Raw genomic sequence first — 18,785 nt, forward strand, 5'->3', positions numbered from 1 at the left:
AGAGCCTATTTCCGTTTAGCTCGATAGGCAAAGATCGGATTAGAAATTGATACTAGATCAAAAAGAGAAAAATAAACAGCACCAATTTTGTCTATTAGAAAGAATCGTCTAAAAAAAATGACCAATTTTGTCTATTATACCCATAAATCGTAAAGATTTTTACTTTAATTCAAAATATGTTTAATGAAAACACTACAATAAAAATTCAATTGTACATTAAATAATTAATTGTGTGATTATTGTATAAATATAAAAGTGATTGTTATTTCAAATGAGTCATTTAATTTCCCTTAAATGATTTCCGCATAATTTTCACTTTTTCATAAGATAATTCAAGTAGAATGATGATTGATTTACTTACACTCTTAGGATTTCAATTTACTCAGCAAGATATGATATATTAAATCAATACATTATAATTCAAAATATTACGACTGGAACGTGCGCATATTAATACAATGCCAGGAATTGTAAAAGTCACTTATTTTATCGATAAAAAAGGGCCGATTATGTCAATAAAACTAACAATACTTGCATACAAGTTGTATTGGAGCAGATTAGCAATTTAGAGTTTACATTTTACTAACGCACTATTATTCATAATATTAAACGATAAAACTATTTTTTTAATATTTTTCAGTTGCACCGTGCGTTTTTATATGACGCACTATTGAATAATATCCTTTTTGAACTCAGGTTTCGAATCCGTTAAAACCAAATCTAGTCCTTTAGGGATTATATCAAATTTATTTTGGGGTCTAGTATCATTGAGCCAGTGAAATCCTTTAAGAGTAATCTCTTCATAATTTACTTTTTCTATTGGATAAAAAACTGACAATGGTTTAATTTTTAATGATATTTTTGATATCTGATTGTTTTTTAACAAAACAACTAAATCAGAACTTTCCGATTTGTTAACCGCAGCAATTGCCCCCTCATCTCTAAAAAATCGAACCGCTTCGGCATTTCCATTAACATCCAGTTTTGCAATCTTTCCATCATTGAAGTGAGCAATCATTGTTTTACCCTTAATCTGATTAAATTGTATTTTTTCTTCCTGCTGAGTAAAAAATGCTGCCCCTTCAAAATCCATTCTTTTTATTTTATTCCCAACTGTAGAAAATGCCTTGATGAAATTGGCTGTTATTTGGTTATTATCATTCCAAAGTACTGGGTCTACAAACATACTAATTGTTGAATCTTTTGTATTATAAAGAAGAGAATCACAAAGTCCTTGAATATCCTTTTTATAAAATCTCACAGCACCGAGCGCTTTGATAATTCTAAAGGTTGAATCGGGTAAAGTTGCATCTCGAAATGAGTTAATAAGAAATTTATTTGTCCTTAAGAAAAGAGTATCTCCATCCGAAATCATAAGTAATAAAGGCTTTTCGGTAACTTCTGCCTCTTTCGTCTTATCGTTGAAGAAAGCCCTATCCCCATAAACAGTTACTTTTTGGGTAGTATCAACAATTGCAACGTTTCCCACGATTTTAGAATATCCATTTTTTTTATCGTAAAAGATATCTTGACCGTATAATTTTTGTACCCCATTAATAATAAAAGCATTATTGAAAAAATTCGACTTGTCGTTTTTTCGATCATACCAACCTTTTTCGCAATAAACATAACTATCCTTATTATATATTCTTGTTGGTCCATAAAAATATGCAAGTTCATCTTGAGTGCTATACTCGAGGGAATCTGTATATAAACGACCATCCTTTCCCTCCATCTTAACATTTCCAGAAAAGTAATATTTTTTTACCTTAGAATAATAGTAACCTCTTTGGCTTACTAATTTATTTTCCTCTGTTGTTAATACTCCGAATGTATTATAGTATGCAGAATTATCCTTTGTATTAAAGTATATGATATCGGTAACAAGTTTAGCGTCTTTCTGTATAAGTTTCACCTCTTTACCAGTAATTTTACCCACTGAAGTATTACCATCGTAATATAAATAATCGCCAAATAGCTTTGCCCCCTCTTTCGTCACAATTACATCACCGTAAGCCTCGAGGTTGTTTGCTTTTCGTACGAGATAAGCACTATCACATGTCATGGTTGTTCCCTGATGCTGGATGTTGACATTACCCAAATATCGCACAACCTGTTGTTCATTACGGATAAGGTTTTTCATCGATTCAGCATTAACCTGAATAACTTTATCCTTTTGAGCAAAGGAACAGAACGACAAAAAAGATAGCAAAATAGTTGCTATAAACTCTAAATTATAGTTTTTAGTTAATTTCATTACGGAATATGCAACCAGTGTTAATGGGTTATTTTACCCATCCATCGGATTTAAATTTACAACCCTTATAGGAGGGATCTATCTTTATATATGTTGTTTTTTGTTTCTCTTTAACCCAATTCATGAATTTATCATGCTCTACGCTCTGCTTAGTCAAGCGTTGAATAACATCATAATCGTCATTAAGGTTGGCTTTATGTGATAGTATTATTTCTTTTAATTTGATAATTTTGAATATCACATTTGCGTTTTCATCACGTGATTCAAAAGGAGTACTGGTTTCACCTTTTTTTAGTTCTTTTATAACATAATAGTCCGAAGGTTGAAGCTGCTCTTTTTCAAAATACTGTGTATTAGTATTTGGGTTTACTATATAACCACCATTCAACTTTGACTTCTTATCTTCTGAGAATTTCAAACAAGCCTTCTCAAAAGTTAAGCTATCAAGTTTAATTAATTTCGCAATACTATCAAGTTTATTCTGGGCTTCAACTAACATATCTGAAGTAAACGATGGTTTTAAAAGTATATGCCTAACATTTACCTGATTATTTCGCTTTTCAATCATCTGAATTATATGAAACCCATATTCCGTCTCAACAATTTGACTAACCTGACCCTCTGCAAGATTGAATGCAACATCTGCAAAGTTTTTTACTAACTCATCACGTGAGCGGAATCCAAGTTCACCTCCTTTTTTTGCAGATGCAAGATCTTCCGAATACGCTATTGCAAGCATAGTAAATCTCTCACCCTTAAGAATTCGACTTCTTAAATCGAGTAATTTTTCCTTTACCCGAAATTTTGCTTCAGAAGAAGATGGTGGATAAAGTGATATTTCTTGCAACTTAAATTGCTCTGGGATTACAGGTAAACTATCTGTTGGTATTGTTTTAAAGAATTTTTTTATCTCGGATGGTGATACAACTACCTTTTCAACTATTTTCTGCCTCATTTGCTGGGTTAGTTGTTGTTCCCGAATAACTTCGCGCAAATCATCTTTTATTTCAAATATTGTTTTTTTAAAATAATTTTCTAATGCTTTTTCGGAGCCAATTTGATTAACAAAATATTTTAGTCTTCTATCAATCTCTCCTTCTACTGCGGCTTCATTTGGAGCAAGACTATCTATTTTGGACTGGTGTAATAAGAGTTTTTGAATTAAAAGTCCTTCAAGAATATCACACTTTGCATCGCCTTCGGGTAGGTTTCCTTCCATTTTCATGCGCATTACCTCCTGCTCAACGTCTGAACTCAAAATCATATCCCCTCCAACTACAGCAATGACCTGATCAATTACCCCTTGAGGGAAAGCGTTCCCCGCAACAGATAGAATAAACAGAGATAAAAAAACTGTCCTTTTAATTAAACTATTAATATTTTTCATCCAAACAAAATTAAATTTGATTACTAATTGGTTACGTACGTACTAATGATTCTAAAAATTTAAACGAGTTTCAACAATAAACCTCATTTCGTGAGAAAAGTAAGAAATCGTTTTATGATTAAGACTCATTCCTTGAAACTATGCTTAATGAATATTCATGTCAATCTCAGATATTTTCGCTATAAGAATATTTGAAATTTCTTGTGATCTAAAGCATCATTATAAATGTTGTTTTCCAAATCGTTTATAAGTTTTTGTTTTCGTTTGTTAAGAATTACACTTTTAATATTTGCAAGTTCATAATCTAATGGGGAAGTTTGCCCTTTAAACATTACCTCACGAACGCTTATTAGGTATAAAAAATTACCATCCTCCAACTCTATACTACGATTATTCCTAAGATAAGTATCTTGATTTTCAAGCGGGTAAGGAAATTGTCGTTGGAGAACATTAAAGGGCAACCATTTATCGCCAAAGTAATCATACTTTTCAGCTACTTGATATGCAAGATTATCAAGCATTTTAATATCTTCTTCCCGATTAGATTTATAAAGTTCTTTTATCTTATTCGAATAGGGTGTGTCTTTTCTTAACTTGATAAAAAGAGCCTTAACAATTGTTTCATCTACTAAAAAGTTTGATATATTATTGTAATAAAATGATTTAACCTCTTCGGATGAAACAGCTGTATCAAGTTTTTGCAGTACAAACTCCTGTTCATATTTAAAGATCAAAAGTGATGAGCGATAATCCTCAAGCTGTTTTGTAACATTTTTTTGCTCTTCTTTCAGGTTCTCTTCTGACAATTTTAGCATAATATTATGTCTAATCCACTGATCAACATATGCGTTCAAAATTTTAATACTATCCCCTTTTGTTAGCCCCTTAGGGACAACATCTGTTACATCCGATTTATATAAATATTTATCGTATACAACTGCCAAAGGTTTCTGCTCTTTGCCGTTCCGATTAAAACATGAAACCATCAGTATAATAATTGCAAATAGAAATATCTTGAAAAAATTCTCCGCTTTTAGACTCATCTCTTTTAGTTTTAAAAGGCTACTATTTCTCTAAATTTTTGACAAGTTGATTAATTGCTTCTTGATTAATTTCAACAGCATACTTTTGGTGCAAGACTTTTAACCATTCCTCCTCAAGTAATTGTTGGTAGTCAGATATAGTTTGTCCCTTACAATCAATTAAGGATTTGATATCTCCGGTTGTTACATTTAGTATTTCATTAAAAATAAATTCACCACCCTTGCTAGCAATGGTTGATATACCACCCTTCCATGATTCGTAACCCAGAATTTCCTTATCATCCGGGTTTACTATCAAATAATTAATATTTACTTTGGTTTGCCCTTTATTAAATTTACTAACCACATCGACTGGTTTCATTCCTTTGTCTTTTCGGTTAGCTGCTAATTTGCTAACTTTTGCAAGAATTTTTTCATCCGCACAGGAATATGTAGCATAGTGAACTCTCTCACCCCATTTATAATTATCCTTATTCTTTTGATAAAAATTCTCAAGACCCAAACTATCATTTGATGCTTTTGACCACACCTTTATATCGCTGATATTAAAGAGCAAAATACCATCATGATATTCTTGCATCAAATATTTGAATTCAGGGAATTTTTGTTCTAAAACAGATTGCTGATAATTGTAAATAGTTTGATTCACCCAATCATTGTAAGCTTTTCTTACAATGGAATGTATTGAGCCTTTGGTACCGTTTTGTTGGTAACTAACTAAGAATCTACAGAATTCGTCCTGATCATGTTTTTGATTAGCAATTACAAATAAAACTTTATTCTCATTTAACCCAAATGGTTTCCAAGTGCCTTTGTATATACTAGAATCTACAACTATATCAACTTGTTTTAAGTTAATAGTATCCTCTTTAAAATTGTTTTCAACTTTTGCTTTAGCAATCATCCTCTCCACAGATATTGTATTTCGCATATCTGAAAATACCTTCTTCTTAATGTCTGGTAGCATTTCATCGAAAGAACCGATCTCTTTCCTCCCTAAACGTTTAACAATATGCCAGCCAAAAGAACTCTGGAAAGGTTCAGATATCTGACCATCATGATCGAAACCAAAAGCCACTTTTTCAAATTCGGGTATTATACTACCTGAGCCAAACCATGGCAATTCGCCGTTATTCTTGGATGATCCAGGATCTTCTGAGTATTTATTTGCAAGCTGACCAAAATTTTCGTTATTTAATACTTGCTTATAGATTTCATTAATTTTTTCTTTCAATTTTGTTTTCTGTTCTTCAGTGGCATCTTTCGGAATGCCAATCATAATATGTGCCACTTTAACTTGCCCTTTGGCTGCTCTTTTGTCAAGAGCCTTTATAATATGATACCCAAAACGAGTGCGAATAGGCATCGAAATTTCGCCAATTTTTAAATTATAAACCGCAGATTCAAACGGGTATACCATTTGAAATACCGTAAAATATCCCAGATAACCATTATTATTTGCAACAGAAGGATCATCACTTGTTGCGCTTGCTACAACCTCAAAAGGTTCCCCATTTATAATTCTAGTTCTTATGGCGATAGCTTTATCATAATATGTTAGAGTATCGGATGAAACGAGTTGTTCAGGCACAGATATAAGAATATGGCTTGCACTAACTTCATCCTTCATCCTTTCATAGGCTTCATTAATAAGTCTTTCTTCTGTTTCTTTGTCAGTTAAGTAAGGTCTAGCAAGTTGCTGTCTATAACCCGCTAATTCATTTTTAAAAGATAATGAAGTGTCGAGTTTAGAGTCTTTGGCATCAAGAACTTTTAATCTGAAATTGATGAACAGGTTAAGATATTCATCAACCGATTTGCGATCAATTGTTGTTCCTGCTTGGTGATTTTTAAGAAAAATCCTTACGAATTCACTTGTTGGGATTTTTTCAGTTCCAATAGTTAGTAATGTTTGATCGGCTTTTTCTTGTGCGTTTGAAACAAGTGTTCCAAATAAGAATGACGTTATGATTATTTGGCAAATTAACTTCATTATTGCAACTTTTTTGGTTTAACTTTAAGGGTGTAAGTATAACTATTTATAAATTATTTAATGGTTTATCGGCTATAATTAGGTGCTTCACGTGTAATAGATACATCATGTGGATGACTTTCAACCATTCCAGCATGTGTTATTCTTACAAATTTAGCATTCTTGAGTTCAGCGATATTACTAGCACCACAATAACCCATACCAGCTCTTAATCCGCCAACAAGTTGATAGAAAACTTCTCCTAGAGTTCCTTTGTAAGGGACACGGGCAGCAATTCCCTCAGGAACTAATTTTTTGATATCATCTTCAACATCCTGAAAGTACCTATCCTTTGAGCCTTGTTGCATTGCTTCAATTGACCCCATCCCCCGATACAATTTGAATTTTCGACCATCATATATGATGGTTTCACCGTTGGATTCTTCAACACCTGCAAATAAGGATCCTGCCATTATTGTATCCGCTCCTGCTGCCAGAGCTTTAACTATATCACCAGAGTAACGTATTCCTCCATCGGCAATTATTGGTACGTTTTTGCCTTTCAGGGCATTGGAAACATCAAATATGGCATTAAGTTGAGGAACTCCTACACCTGCAATTATACGTGTTGTACAAATTGAACCAGGTCCAATTCCTACCTTAACTGCATCGGCACCGGCATCGTATAATGCGATAGCCGCTTCAGCGGTAGCTATATTTCCAACAACTACATCCAAATCGGGGAATTCTTTTTTCACTAATCTCAACATTTCAAGCACTCCCTTGGTATGTCCGTGTGCAGTATCAATAACAATTGCATCAACCTTTACGTTATAAAGCGCTTTAATCCTATCTAAAGTATCATAAGTAACACCAACCCCAGCAGCAACTCGTAAACGACCTTTACTATCTTTGCTTGAAAATGGGTTGTCTTTTACTTTAGTAATATCCTTATAGGTTAGTAGTCCAATAAGTTTAAAATCATCATCAACAACAGGCAGTTTTTCAATTTTATACTCTTGTAATATTGAAGCAGCCTTCTCAAGATCAGTAGTTTTTGAGGTAGTAATCAAACCTTCGCTGGTCATAATGTCCTTTATAGGGCGACGCATATTAACCTGAAATCTTAAATCGCGGTTAGTTACAATACCTATAAGTTTATTACTATGATCAACAACAGGAATGCCTCCTATATGAAATTCTTGCATTAGGTTTAGTGCATCACCAACGGTTCCTTCAGGATGAATGGTTACTGGTTCGTAAATCATCCCATTTTCAGCACGTTTCACTTCTTTAACCTGTTTGGCTTGTGCTTCAATGCTCATGTTTTTATGGATAACACCAATCCCTCCTTGACGCGCTATAGCGATAGCCAATGACGATTCGGTAACAGTATCCATGGCAGCAGATACTATAGGTGCTTTGATATCAATATTTCTTGAAAATTTTGTGGTAATATCCACGTTACGGGGTAATACCTCCGAATATGCTGGTACTAGTAAAACATCGTCAAACGTAAGTCCCTCGGCAACAATCTTTTCATTGTAAAATGACATCGCTTTATAGTTTATTTATTAAATGCGGCAAGTTACAAAAAAATGCCGTACCAACAAGCCTTGAATTATCCTTAACCAAAGATATAAACGAGTAAGATTTTGTTATTTATCTAGGGATAGAATCAATCATTGAATTTAAATTAACGTTAAACTTAACAATTTTTAACCATTTATAAATCAGCAACAGTCAATTATATCACTTCCAAGTTTCCAAAAAATCAACATATTTATGTTAAATTTGTATTAGCCTAAGATCAACAAATAATTGAACCAATTCGAACAAATACTTCATCGGTACTGGGGTTATACAACCTTTAGATCTATCCAAGAAGAGATTATCCAGTCTGTACATGAAGGGCGTGATACTTTAGCTTTAATGCCAACTGGGGGTGGAAAATCTATTACCTTTCAGGTACCTGCTCTTGCTAAAGAAGGGATTTGCTTAGTTATAACTCCCCTGATTGCTTTAATGAAAGATCAGGTTGAAAATCTAAATCGAAGAGGTATAAAAGCCGCTGCAATCCATTCAGGCATGAGTCGTCATGAAATTGAGATTGAACTTGATAACTGTGCCTATGGTGATTACAAATTCCTTTATCTATCGCCGGAAAGACTTGGTACAGAACTTTTCAAGGTTAGACTCCGAAAACTGAATGTCAATCTGATTGCAATAGACGAATCGCACTGCATATCACAATGGGGTTACGATTTTCGCCCATCGTATATGAAAATTGCAGATATTAGAGATATTTTACCTAATACTCCTTTTCTTGCACTAACAGCAACTGCAACACCTGAAGTGGCTGATGATATTCAAAATCGGCTAAAGTTCAAGGAAAAGAACCTCATTAAGATGAGTTTCGAAAGGAAAAATCTAGTTTACCTTGTACGAACTGTTGAGGATAAAAATAAATATCTACTTAAAATTATCAATGGTATTCCTGGTACTGGGGTTATCTATACACGAAATCGTGAGAAAACTAAAGAGGTTGCTTTGATGCTTAAAAAAGAGGGGATTTCGGCAGATTTTTATCACGCAGGATTATCAGGCGAGATGAGGAGTACCCGTCAGGATGATTGGCAAAAAGGCAAAACCAGAATAATTGTATCTACCAACGCCTTTGGTATGGGCATTGACAAGCCCGATGTTCGGTTTGTAATTCATATCGATTTACCCGATTCGCCTGAGGCTTATTTTCAAGAAGCAGGCAGAGGAGGTCGGGATTTAAACCGTGCATACGCAATATTGCTATACAATGAATCAGATAAAGCCAAAATAGAACAGCGTATCGAAGCCAATTTCCCTGAAACAGATGAGATAAAACGTACTTACCAAGCGTTAGGATCGTATCTAAACATTGCACTTGGAGCGGGGAAAGGGGAAGTTTATGATTTTAATCTTTTTGATTTTGCCTCAACTTACAAACTAAATACTGTTAAAGCCTTTAATTCTTTGAAATTTCTTCAACGTGAAGGTTACATTGAACTTACCGATGAACTTGATAATCCTAGTCGGCTAATATTCATTGTTAATAAGCAAGAACTTTACAAGTATCAGGTGGCAAATGCCGAAATGGATAAGTTTATCAAAATTATCCTACGAGCATTTGCTGGTGTATTCTCACAATATGTAAATATTGATGAAGCGTATATTGCAAGAGTATCGGGGATTCCAGTTCAAACTGCAATTGAAAATCTTAAAAAACTAAGCAAGCAAAAGATTATCAACTATATCCCAAGGAAAAAAACACCTCTAATAATTTTTACCGAGGAGCGATTAGATGATAAAAATCTTTTACTCAGCAACGAGAATTACCGTTTACGCAAAGAGCGTTTTTTAAAACGCATAGATGAAATGCTGAACTACGCCTCTAATACGACTAAATGCCGGAGTCAATTTTTATTAGATTATTTCGGAGATGTTCATTCAACCCGATGCGGAAATTGCGATGTTTGCAACTCTCGAAACGAACTCGATATGAGTAAAATTGAGTTTGATAAAATATTGACATTGGTAAAGGATAAGGTATCCAATGAACCTCTACCGCTTGATATCCTTGTTGATTCTATTAAACAAAAACCCGAGAAGACCCTAAAGGTCATCCATTTTTTACTTGACAATAAAAAGATTATGAAGGATGAAAATGGACTTCTTACTTGGCGGGAAACGAAGTATTAACGACCACACATATTCCTTCGTTACCTTTCACAACAACTCACTACTTTCTCTATAAAACTTATAATCTTTTATGTTTAAAATGAATATTATTTCTATACTTTTTTATATTTGTAAACAAAATTTTCACAAACATGATCAGATTAAAAAGAAGTTGTATTGTTTTGCCTGCAATTTTTATTCTGCTCTTTTCTCTTCTTTTTTCAGCCGTTTCTTTTTCACAAAAACGCACAACAATTGATAGCTTATTAAAACTACTTGATAAAACTAAAGATTCCTCAAAAGTTGCTATTCTGAGGCAATTAAGTTGGGAGTATAGAAGTATTGATACATCAAAAGCGATTTCATTTGGAAAAGCGGCATTAAATGAAGCCATTAGGTTAAATCTAAAATATGAACAGACCGATATCATGGGTCGTTTAGGTGTATACAAACGCAATCAGGGCAATTACTCAAAAGCAATGGATTATTACTTCAAAGGCCTTGAAATTGCACAAAAGAATAATTTTTTAAAATTCGAAGCGCTTGAGTATAATAATATTGGAGACATTTACAACAGACTCGGCATTTACGATCAGGCATTAGACTATGTGCATAAAGCACTTAATATCTCTACTAAACTTAATGATAAGTATAATCTAAGTTACATCTACCACATGTTTGGACTTATCTATATGAATAGTTCAAATACAGATTCTGCACTGATTTCCTTTAGAAAATCGCTCTATTATCAAAAAGGGTTAAAGTTGCAAACAGGAATTGCCGCCTCATACCAATATATTGGAATGATTCATTTTAAAAAGGAGAACTATGATAGCAGCCACATTTATTATAATAGGGCTCTTGAAATATTTAATCAAATGAACGATCGCGTTGGTGTTGCTAATGTTTATAAGTGTATAGGCGAGTTCTATAACCAACGAGGAAACTACAAAAGCGCTTTGGAGTATTTTACAAAAAGTATGCAATTAATTAAAGTGTTTGGTGGCATTCCACAAGTTAACAGAGATGCAGCCGAAGGTCTTAAGTATACGTATACAAAACTTGGTGATTTCGAAAAAGCTCTTTATTATCATGAGGTTGCAACTAAAATAAAAGATAGTATCTCAAATAATATCTATATTCAAAAGATAACTCGACTAACCGAAAATTTTAAATTTGATATTAAAGCTAAAGAGCATGAGATAATACAAAAGCAGAAGGAGGAGATTCTAAATGAAAGAATCCGGTATCAACGAAACCAATTGAATTTCTTTATAATAGTATTTATTTTGATGGTCGTTCTTGTAGGAATAATAATCTTCTTTTACCGCGACAAAAATCTAGCTTATAAAGCATTAAATCTAAAGAAAGATGAAATTACTGAACTGAATAATGGATTAATTATTGCAAATATTGAGATAAAGATTCAAAAAGAAGAGATTGAAAATCAAAGGGATATTCTACAAAAACAATCGGACGACCTTACGCAACTTAATTTTACTAAAGATAAGCTATTTTCGATTATTGCTCATGACCTACGAGTTCCGTTTAATTCAATTATTGGATTTTCAGATTACATTAAAGAGAATTTTCATCAACTAACCCTTGAAGAAATTAAAGAGATGAACAGCCTGATTAATCAAACAGGAATCACTACTTTAAGAATACTCGAAAATCTTTTAAATTGGGCCAAAACTCAAATTAATCAGGTCACCATTTATAAGGAAAATGTAAATATCTCCACTGTTATTAATGAGATTATAAAAGATTTTTACCCACAAGCAAATAACAAAAAGATAAGACTGATTTATGAAACAACTGGTATATTAAACGTTTATGTCGACCGAAACATGGTTAATACCATTCTAAGAAATCTGATTTCAAATTCTATCAAATACACAAAATTGGGTGGTGAAATATTGGTTATGACCAACCAAAAAGATGATTATGCCGAAATCTTTATTCAAGATAATGGTGTTGGAATGAGTACTGAAATAAAAACCACCTTATTTAGCTCAAATGTTAACCCTTCAACAATTGGCACATTAAATGAAAAAGGAACAGGTTTAGGGTTAGCTATTTGCAATGAATTTGTTAAAAAACTTGATGGAAAAATTTGGGTTGAGAGCGAAGTGGACAAAGGAAGTACATTCAAATTCACCCTTCCTCTGGCTTTCAAGGAAACATTTGTATTACAATAATAATTAGCATGTTTGATTAGAATTTAATAAACAATTATAATTCTCTCCTCAAAAATTCTCCAAATGTAATATCGGTTTATTCTTTAGCGTAAAAAAAATTACAGTTAAACTTTTAACACTAAATTGATATCAAACAAATAAAAATTTTACTTATAGCAACCTGTAACATCTTTCATATATTTGCGTTTTTAATTGAGTTCTGTGTTTTGTAATACAAACAAAATTGGGTAGAGATGGATATTAAAAGCATAATATACAGCAGGAATGTAGTTGAGTTTGCAACCGTAGCAAGGGAATACTGTGCTTTTCTTGAAAACGTTAAAACGCATAGCAGAAAATCGTTTATCTCCGCCTCACAAAAGCTACTGCCCCTGCTCTACTACAAAACCTCCATTCTACCTGAAACAGAACCTTTATTTGATGAGGGGAACGAAAAATTTGTTACAGAAGATTTTTATTTCGATGTGCAAAATAATCTAAAGCAGCTACTTGGCCCCCATGATGATTTTTTGGAGATCTACGATCCAAGAGCCAATGAAGGTGAAGGGCTTTATACCGCAAGTATATCGGAGTATTTAACTGATATTTGGCAGGATCTAAAAAACTTTACCATGCTATACCAAGTGGGTAAAGCAGAGGTAATGAACGATGCCTTATGGGAATGCCATTCTAATTTTCAGGAATATTGGGGGATTAGACTTGCAAATGCCATTAGAGCAATGCACGTTTTATTATATACTGGAATTGATCTGGAGCAAGAGATAGAAACCAACGATGAGGCTAAGGATCCCGACACTAGCAACTGGTTTATTACTAGGCGACAGAATGATTTAAATAGCGAAAATTGAAATGTTTGCAGAATCGATAGAAAACGAAGAAATACTTAAACTTCCCAGAATATCATTCCCCGGCGAAATTAGGGTAATTAATAACGAAGAAGATTTAAATAACTGGCTTCCAATCCTTACCAAAAGCAGTATATTAGGTTTTGATACCGAAACAAAACCCTCATTCAAAAAGGGAAATACCAATAGTGTAGCATTACTCCAACTGGCATCGGATGATATTGCACTTATTATTAGAATAAAGAGCATTGGGCTACCCAAAGTTTTGGTTCAACTCCTTCAGAATAAAAATATACTAAAAATTGGTGCTGCAATTCATGATGATATCAAATCCTTACAAAAAATCCACCCTTTTACACCTGCCGGATTTATTGATCTTCAGAATTTAGTTAAAGAAAAAAACATTGAGAGTAAAAGCGTTAGAAAACTTGCTGCAATAGTTCTTAATGTTAGAGTTTCAAAAAACCAACAGCTTTCAAACTGGGAATCAGACATCCTAACTGATGCCCAACTCCAATACGCAGCTACCGATGCTTGGGTGTGTAAGGAGATATATATGAAAATGATAAAGAGCTAATTCTATTTAACCGTATTAATCATAAAACTTGGCAATGGATTACATTAAGCTAACACTAAAACCCGGGAAAGAGCAGTCATTATTAAGATTTCATCCTTGGGTTTTTTCAGGAGCTATTCAAAAAATTAATGGTAATCCAACCGAAGGTGAGATTGTTGAGGTTGATGATTCAACAGGGAAATTCATTGCTTTGGGTCATTACCAGCCATCATCTATTTCTGTAAGAATAGTATCATTCACAAACACCCCTATTGATAGGGAATTCTGGAGGAATAGAATTCAAAATGCCATAGCGCTGAGAAAAACGCTTGGACTTTACCAAAGCGATCACACAAATACTTTCAGGCTGATACATGGCGAAGGGGATATTATGCCGGGGTTGATTGTTGACATCTACGGAAAAACGGCTGTAATGCAATGCCACTCTTTTGGAATGTATAATATCCGCCAAATCCTAGCCGAACTTATTATTGAGCAATTCGAAGGGGCAATAACATCAGTATTCGACAAAAGTGCTGGAACACTATCTTTCAAAGCCCCAATCAACCCTGTTGATGGGTACTTAATTGGCAAAGAATCAGCTGATACCCTGCTAGAGTATGGCAATCGATTTGAAGTTTCATGGGTAGAAGGTCAAAAAACAGGATTTTTCATAGATCAGCGTGAAAATAGACTGCTACTTCAACATTACTCCAAGGATAAATCCGTTTTAAATACCTTTGGTTACACGGGTGGATTCTCCGTTTACGCTTTAAAAGGTGGGGCTAAAAGAGTTATTACCGTAGACAGCTCCCAAAAAGCAATTGAATTAACTAAAAAAAATATTGCACTTAATTTCTCCGAAGAGGTCAATCATGAGGCTATTGGAAGTGATGTTTTCGAATACTTAAGATTATCGGATGAAAAGTTTGATATCATAATTCTAGATCCTCCAGCATTTGCAAAGCATAACGATGCGCTAAGAAATGCTCTTCAAGCCTATAAACGATTAAATGCTGCTGCAATCCGCAAGTTAAATCCAGGTGGAATTCTATTTACATTTTCTTGTTCCCAAATTGTAAATAAAGATAATTTCCGAAACGCCGTTTTTTCAGGATGTGCAATAGTTGGCAAACAAGTAAAAATCCTACACCAACTAACACAACCAGCAGATCATCCAATAAATATCTACCATCCAGAAGGGGAATATCTAAAAGGACTTGTTTTGCAAGTTGAATAAAACTCTATAAAAAATATTCGTATCAAATTATCTGTAAGTATTTAATTGTCAGAAAATATGCAACAGGTAATTATCATTGTATTAGTTAAATTTTTCTATCGATATAGTTCAATTCTATTTCTTAATTACAAATTAAGAAAAAAACACTATATTTCATTATAAAAAAATCGCTAAATACCATACAATATTTAAACAACGCATACTGCCTACAGATCAATGTATTCCATAGATAATAATACTAGTAAAACATATTCGAATTTTTATGTTGCTGCAAGGCAGATTGCTTGTTTAGTATTACTAATCCTTTTTTATTCATCAACATTAGCCCAAAATTTTAAAAAGGAGAAAGTGGTTTTGCAGCTAAAATGGAAAAATCAGTTTCAGTTTGCTGGATATTATGCTGCTTTAGAAAAAGGTTACTATAAGGAAAACGGCCTAAATGTAGAGATTAGAGAAGCTAATGAATCCACCTCAACAACTAATGAGGTGTTAAATGGTGATGCACATTATGGAATTGCAAATTCAGAATTGGTAATGTATTATATGGAAGGCAAGCCATTAGTAGTTCTTGCTTGTATTATGCAAAACTCGCCATCGGCATTACTAGTAAAATCCTCTTCGAATATCTTTGTTCCAAAAGATTTAATAGGCAAATCAATTGAAATTGATAAGGACAAAACAGGAATAGATATATTCGCAATGCTATCCAAGGAGGGGGTTAGCCTTAATCAAATTGATATAAAGAACGTTACATTTTCGCTAAATAACCTTTTAGCAAATGAGATTGATGCACTTGCTGTTTATACAACCAACGAGCCGTTTTTTCTCGATAAGTTTGGCATTCCTTATAGGCTGATTTATCCCAGAAATTACGGAGTTAACTTCTACTCGGATTGTTTATTTACATCCAAAGAGGAGGTTGACAATCATCCCGATAGAGTTAGAAAGTTTAGAAATGCCAGCATTAAAGGCTGGAAGTATGCACTCGATCACCCTGAAGAGATTATAAATATCATCCAATCAAAGTACCAATCCATAAAAACCGCTGAGTATCTTTTACGTGAATCGGAGCAAATTCGAAAATTGATAAACCCTGAGTTTATTGAGGTTGGGCATTCAAACCGGGAGAGATGGTTGGGTATCGTAGAAACTCTCTCACAGCAAGGATTTATTGAGCATTACAAAAACATTGATGAGTTCTTATACAATCCCTATGAATCAAAAGAACCAATAAGTAATCTTGTACTCGAAATTATTCTGGCTGGGTTGATAATTGGTATAGCCCTTCTAATCTACAACATAATCAGGTTGAGAAAATCGTTATCCGCCAATAAACTAGAGTTAGAAAAAATTATGCATCAGGGTGAACTTCAAAAAATTGAGGTAAAACGATTAAGGTCTGAGGTTAAAAGGTTAAATGATATAGTTAATTCATAAATCTGCATCCAGTTTTACTACTCCCAAAACAAGAGGTATTACCTTCTTTTAATAGTATATAAATAGAAATCCTCAACCGTTTTCCTTGCCCAGTCGGTTTTGCGAAGAAATTTCAGACCTGATTTTATGCTTGGATCTTTACTAAAACAGTTTATTCGAGTTCTCTTCGATAGTTCATCCCAGCCATAATAATCAACCAAATAGTTAAGAATTGACTCTAAAGTTTTGCCGTGAAGGGGATTGTTAGGTTGTGATTCCATTAAAAACAAATATTATTCGGGGGCAAAGATAACTGTTTTAGCATTTTGCTCTATGAAATATTAGGATTTTCGAAGCCTGTCTGTATCTATATGCAAGGCCAACATGAATGAGATAAATTTAAACCCTCAGCAAGCCACGAAATCCTCTAACAGCATAATAAGATTCTGCTCCATTGTGATACACAAAGACGTGGTCGTAGCGACGATCACAAAAGATTGCACCGCCTAGTTTTCTGATCGCAGCAGGTGTTTTTACCCAACTTGATGTTTTAGTATCGAATTTTCCAAGTTTCTGTAACTCTCTATATTGTTCCTCCGATAAAAGTTCAATACCCATAGCAGTAGCCATACCAACGGCGTCATTTTCTGGTTTATGCTCTTTCCTTGACTCCAGCCCTTCACGGTCATAACATAAACTTCGACGACCTTTAGGACTTTCCTCTGAACAATCATAAAAAATGTACTCGCCCGTATTTTTATCAAAACCAACAACATCTGGTTCACCTCCAGTTTTTTCCATTTCATTAAGCGACCATAGTTTTTCAGTATTATCGTCAAGACTTGCTTGCAGTTTAGCCCATTCAAGACCTTTATGGCGATTCATATATTTCTCAAAACGGGCTTTTAATACACCCATTAACTCTTCACGTTGTTCTGATGACAACTGCTTTTTATTTTCCATTGTCATATTGTGTTATTCTGATTTGATTAAAATGAATTACAATTGGTCTTACAACAAGTCGGGCTTAGAGATTGTTTAATTTTACGACCAACGTTATAAAAAGATAGTGGGGAGTAAATAGGAAAGGTAGATCGTTTTATGTTTACGACAGGTAAAACATCGGTTTAGAATAGAGTAGTAAAATCCTTCGTGTCAATCTTCATTATACTGCACAATGGTTTAGATTGATTCGAGTGAATAAAAAAATTACCAGATGAATTTTATACCCTTTGCTAATCTCAGGCACAAGTTTGATATGATATTTTCGACTTACGTTAATTGATTAAAATGAACAAGAGTATCTATCCTAAAAAAGACTTCAAACATCAGCAATTATGAGTCTCATCTCCACTTCCAATCTAATTCTTTATTCCAAGGGATTTTATTATCCATAGACACTTCTTTAAGGACTTCATTAAACAAATTGTATTCTGGTATTTTCTTTGAGATAATTATAGTGTCTCCAGAATTGATTTTTATAAATAGATTCTCTAAGATTTCAGTTATAACTTCAATTTCAGAAAGTTTAATTTTCCCTTCACCAACATTGTCCTTAGAAAAAAGATATTCTTCATTAAAACTAATTTCGCATTCTATGCCAATCTTATTTTTGTAATGCTCTACAATGTGTTTTTTGTAATGTCTTTTGTAATACCAACTATTGTAAAAAGGATAAAAAATAAGAGTTATCAAGCCGAAGCAATAAAAGTAGTACATTAAAAATTTATCTTCTGATTCTGATAGTATTAGACCAAACAACAAGAAAGATATTGTAAGTAAAATCCAACTTCTTATTCGCTTGAATTTTGTTTTCCTTGATTTTGATACCGTATACAAATGATATCTTAAAAAATCATCTTTGCTTAAAGAAACTTTGTAAACACTCATGTTATTCTGTCATTATTTATGTGTGCTAATGTTTGCTGCTAAATTGTCGGCCGGGATGACGGCGGCAACGTCGTCATCCCGCAACAATTTACAAACTAAAGTAGAAAAAATTCCGCTAAGCGGAATCTGCCCGGCATTCTAAGACATATGCAAGTAAAATAGAATAATTATTTTTGTATTGCCAAATAACGACCGACGGCGAAAGTTAAGCCAAAGGTTATCTAGGGGTAGCTTAATCACAGCTACCCTTTTTTGATTTACGCA

At 33.5% G+C, this 18,785-nt stretch carries 14 protein-coding genes; 6 read left to right on the top strand and 8 right to left on the bottom strand.

Annotated features, from left to right (window positions below):
* Positions 1-667: 667 nt before the first annotated feature.
* The 5 genes from HY951_03225 to guaB form a co-directional block, all read right to left on the bottom strand.
* Positions 668-2,200 carry a hypothetical protein gene (locus tag HY951_03225; protein ID MBI5539043.1) on the bottom strand — a complete coding sequence of 511 codons (1,533 nt, stop codon included), beginning with the start codon at positions 2,198-2,200 and terminating at the stop codon, positions 668-670.
* Between the two features lie 85 nt (positions 2,201-2,285).
* A complete protein-coding gene (locus HY951_03230; protein ID MBI5539044.1) occupies positions 2,286-3,644 on the bottom strand; it encodes a peptidylprolyl isomerase in 1,359 nt (452 codons plus the stop codon).
* Positions 3,645-3,823: 179 nt separating this feature from the next.
* Positions 3,824-4,687, bottom strand: a complete 864-nt coding sequence (locus HY951_03235; protein MBI5539045.1) for a hypothetical protein — start codon at positions 4,685-4,687, stop codon at positions 3,824-3,826.
* Between the two features lie 22 nt (positions 4,688-4,709).
* Complete coding sequence (locus tag HY951_03240; protein ID MBI5539046.1) at positions 4,710-6,680, bottom strand: peptidylprolyl isomerase; 1,971 nt, start codon at positions 6,678-6,680, stop codon at positions 4,710-4,712.
* 65 nt (positions 6,681-6,745) lie between these two features.
* Positions 6,746-8,215, bottom strand: a complete 1,470-nt coding sequence (guaB, locus tag HY951_03245; GenBank protein MBI5539047.1) for an IMP dehydrogenase — start codon at positions 8,213-8,215, stop codon at positions 6,746-6,748.
* Positions 8,216-8,480: 265 nt separating this feature from the next.
* Between guaB and HY951_03250 the strand changes: the two genes are divergently transcribed.
* From HY951_03250 to HY951_03275, 6 genes are all read left to right on the top strand, one after another.
* Entirely contained in the window at positions 8,481-10,394 is a 1,914-nt protein-coding gene (locus HY951_03250) for a RecQ family ATP-dependent DNA helicase (protein MBI5539048.1), read from the top strand.
* 131 nt (positions 10,395-10,525) lie between these two features.
* Positions 10,526-12,574: a tetratricopeptide repeat protein gene (locus HY951_03255; protein MBI5539049.1), complete on the top strand. Its 2,049-nt coding sequence runs from the start codon at positions 10,526-10,528 to the stop codon at positions 12,572-12,574.
* Between the two features lie 233 nt (positions 12,575-12,807).
* Positions 12,808-13,422, top strand: a complete 615-nt coding sequence (locus HY951_03260; GenBank protein ID MBI5539050.1) for a DUF5063 domain-containing protein — start codon at positions 12,808-12,810, stop codon at positions 13,420-13,422.
* 1 nt (position 13,423) lies between these two features.
* Positions 13,424-13,996 carry a 3'-5' exonuclease domain-containing protein 2 gene (locus HY951_03265; GenBank protein MBI5539051.1) on the top strand — a complete coding sequence of 191 codons (573 nt, stop codon included), beginning with the start codon at positions 13,424-13,426 and terminating at the stop codon, positions 13,994-13,996.
* 34 nt (positions 13,997-14,030) lie between these two features.
* Positions 14,031-15,215, top strand: coding sequence for a class I SAM-dependent rRNA methyltransferase (locus HY951_03270; GenBank protein ID MBI5539052.1), 1,185 nt, complete (start codon positions 14,031-14,033; stop codon positions 15,213-15,215).
* Between the two features lie 216 nt (positions 15,216-15,431).
* Positions 15,432-16,652 (top strand): ABC transporter substrate-binding protein, encoded by a 1,221-nt coding sequence (locus HY951_03275; protein ID MBI5539053.1) that lies wholly within the window; start codon positions 15,432-15,434, stop codon positions 16,650-16,652.
* Positions 16,653-16,690: 38 nt separating this feature from the next.
* Here HY951_03275 and HY951_03280 read toward each other — a convergent pair whose 3' ends face one another.
* The 3 genes from HY951_03280 to HY951_03290 form a co-directional block, all read right to left on the bottom strand.
* Positions 16,691-16,912: a DUF2132 domain-containing protein gene (locus HY951_03280; protein ID MBI5539054.1), complete on the bottom strand. Its 222-nt coding sequence runs from the start codon at positions 16,910-16,912 to the stop codon at positions 16,691-16,693.
* 118 nt (positions 16,913-17,030) lie between these two features.
* On the bottom strand, positions 17,031-17,600 hold the full coding sequence (locus HY951_03285) for a DUF4256 domain-containing protein (protein MBI5539055.1): 570 nt from the start codon (positions 17,598-17,600) through the stop codon (positions 17,031-17,033).
* Positions 17,601-17,975: 375 nt separating this feature from the next.
* On the bottom strand, positions 17,976-18,521 hold the full coding sequence (locus HY951_03290; GenBank protein MBI5539056.1) for a hypothetical protein: 546 nt from the start codon (positions 18,519-18,521) through the stop codon (positions 17,976-17,978).
* Positions 18,522-18,785 lie beyond the last annotated feature (264 nt).

It is taken from the genome of Bacteroidia bacterium (assembly GCA_016218155.1).
In the GTDB taxonomy this organism is placed as follows: domain Bacteria; phylum Bacteroidota; class Bacteroidia; order Bacteroidales; family GWA2-32-17; genus GWA2-32-17.

What these genes read in the sequence shown, in the direction of transcription:
- HY951_03290 (MBI5539056.1), bottom strand. Translation starts at nt 18,521, where the DNA reads ATGAGTGTTTACAAAGTTTCTTTAAGCAAAGATGATTTTTTAAGATAT.
- guaB (MBI5539047.1), bottom strand. Translation starts at nt 8,215, where the DNA reads ATGTCATTTTACAATGAAAAGATTGTTGCCGAGGGACTTACGTTTGAC.
- HY951_03260 (MBI5539050.1), top strand. Translation starts at nt 12,808, where the DNA reads ATGGATATTAAAAGCATAATATACAGCAGGAATGTAGTTGAGTTTGCA.
- HY951_03285 (MBI5539055.1), bottom strand. Translation starts at nt 17,600, where the DNA reads ATGACAATGGAAAATAAAAAGCAGTTGTCATCAGAACAACGTGAAGAG.
- HY951_03240 (MBI5539046.1), bottom strand. Translation starts at nt 6,680, where the DNA reads ATGAAGTTAATTTGCCAAATAATCATAACGTCATTCTTATTTGGAACA.
- HY951_03230 (MBI5539044.1), bottom strand. Translation starts at nt 3,644, where the DNA reads ATGAAAAATATTAATAGTTTAATTAAAAGGACAGTTTTTTTATCTCTG.
- HY951_03255 (MBI5539049.1), top strand. Translation starts at nt 10,526, where the DNA reads ATGATCAGATTAAAAAGAAGTTGTATTGTTTTGCCTGCAATTTTTATT.
- HY951_03280 (MBI5539054.1), bottom strand. Translation starts at nt 16,912, where the DNA reads ATGGAATCACAACCTAACAATCCCCTTCACGGCAAAACTTTAGAGTCA.
- HY951_03235 (MBI5539045.1), bottom strand. Translation starts at nt 4,687, where the DNA reads ATGAGTCTAAAAGCGGAGAATTTTTTCAAGATATTTCTATTTGCAATT.
- HY951_03265 (MBI5539051.1), top strand. Translation starts at nt 13,424, where the DNA reads ATGTTTGCAGAATCGATAGAAAACGAAGAAATACTTAAACTTCCCAGA.
- HY951_03270 (MBI5539052.1), top strand. Translation starts at nt 14,031, where the DNA reads ATGGATTACATTAAGCTAACACTAAAACCCGGGAAAGAGCAGTCATTA.
- HY951_03275 (MBI5539053.1), top strand. Translation starts at nt 15,432, where the DNA reads ATGTATTCCATAGATAATAATACTAGTAAAACATATTCGAATTTTTAT.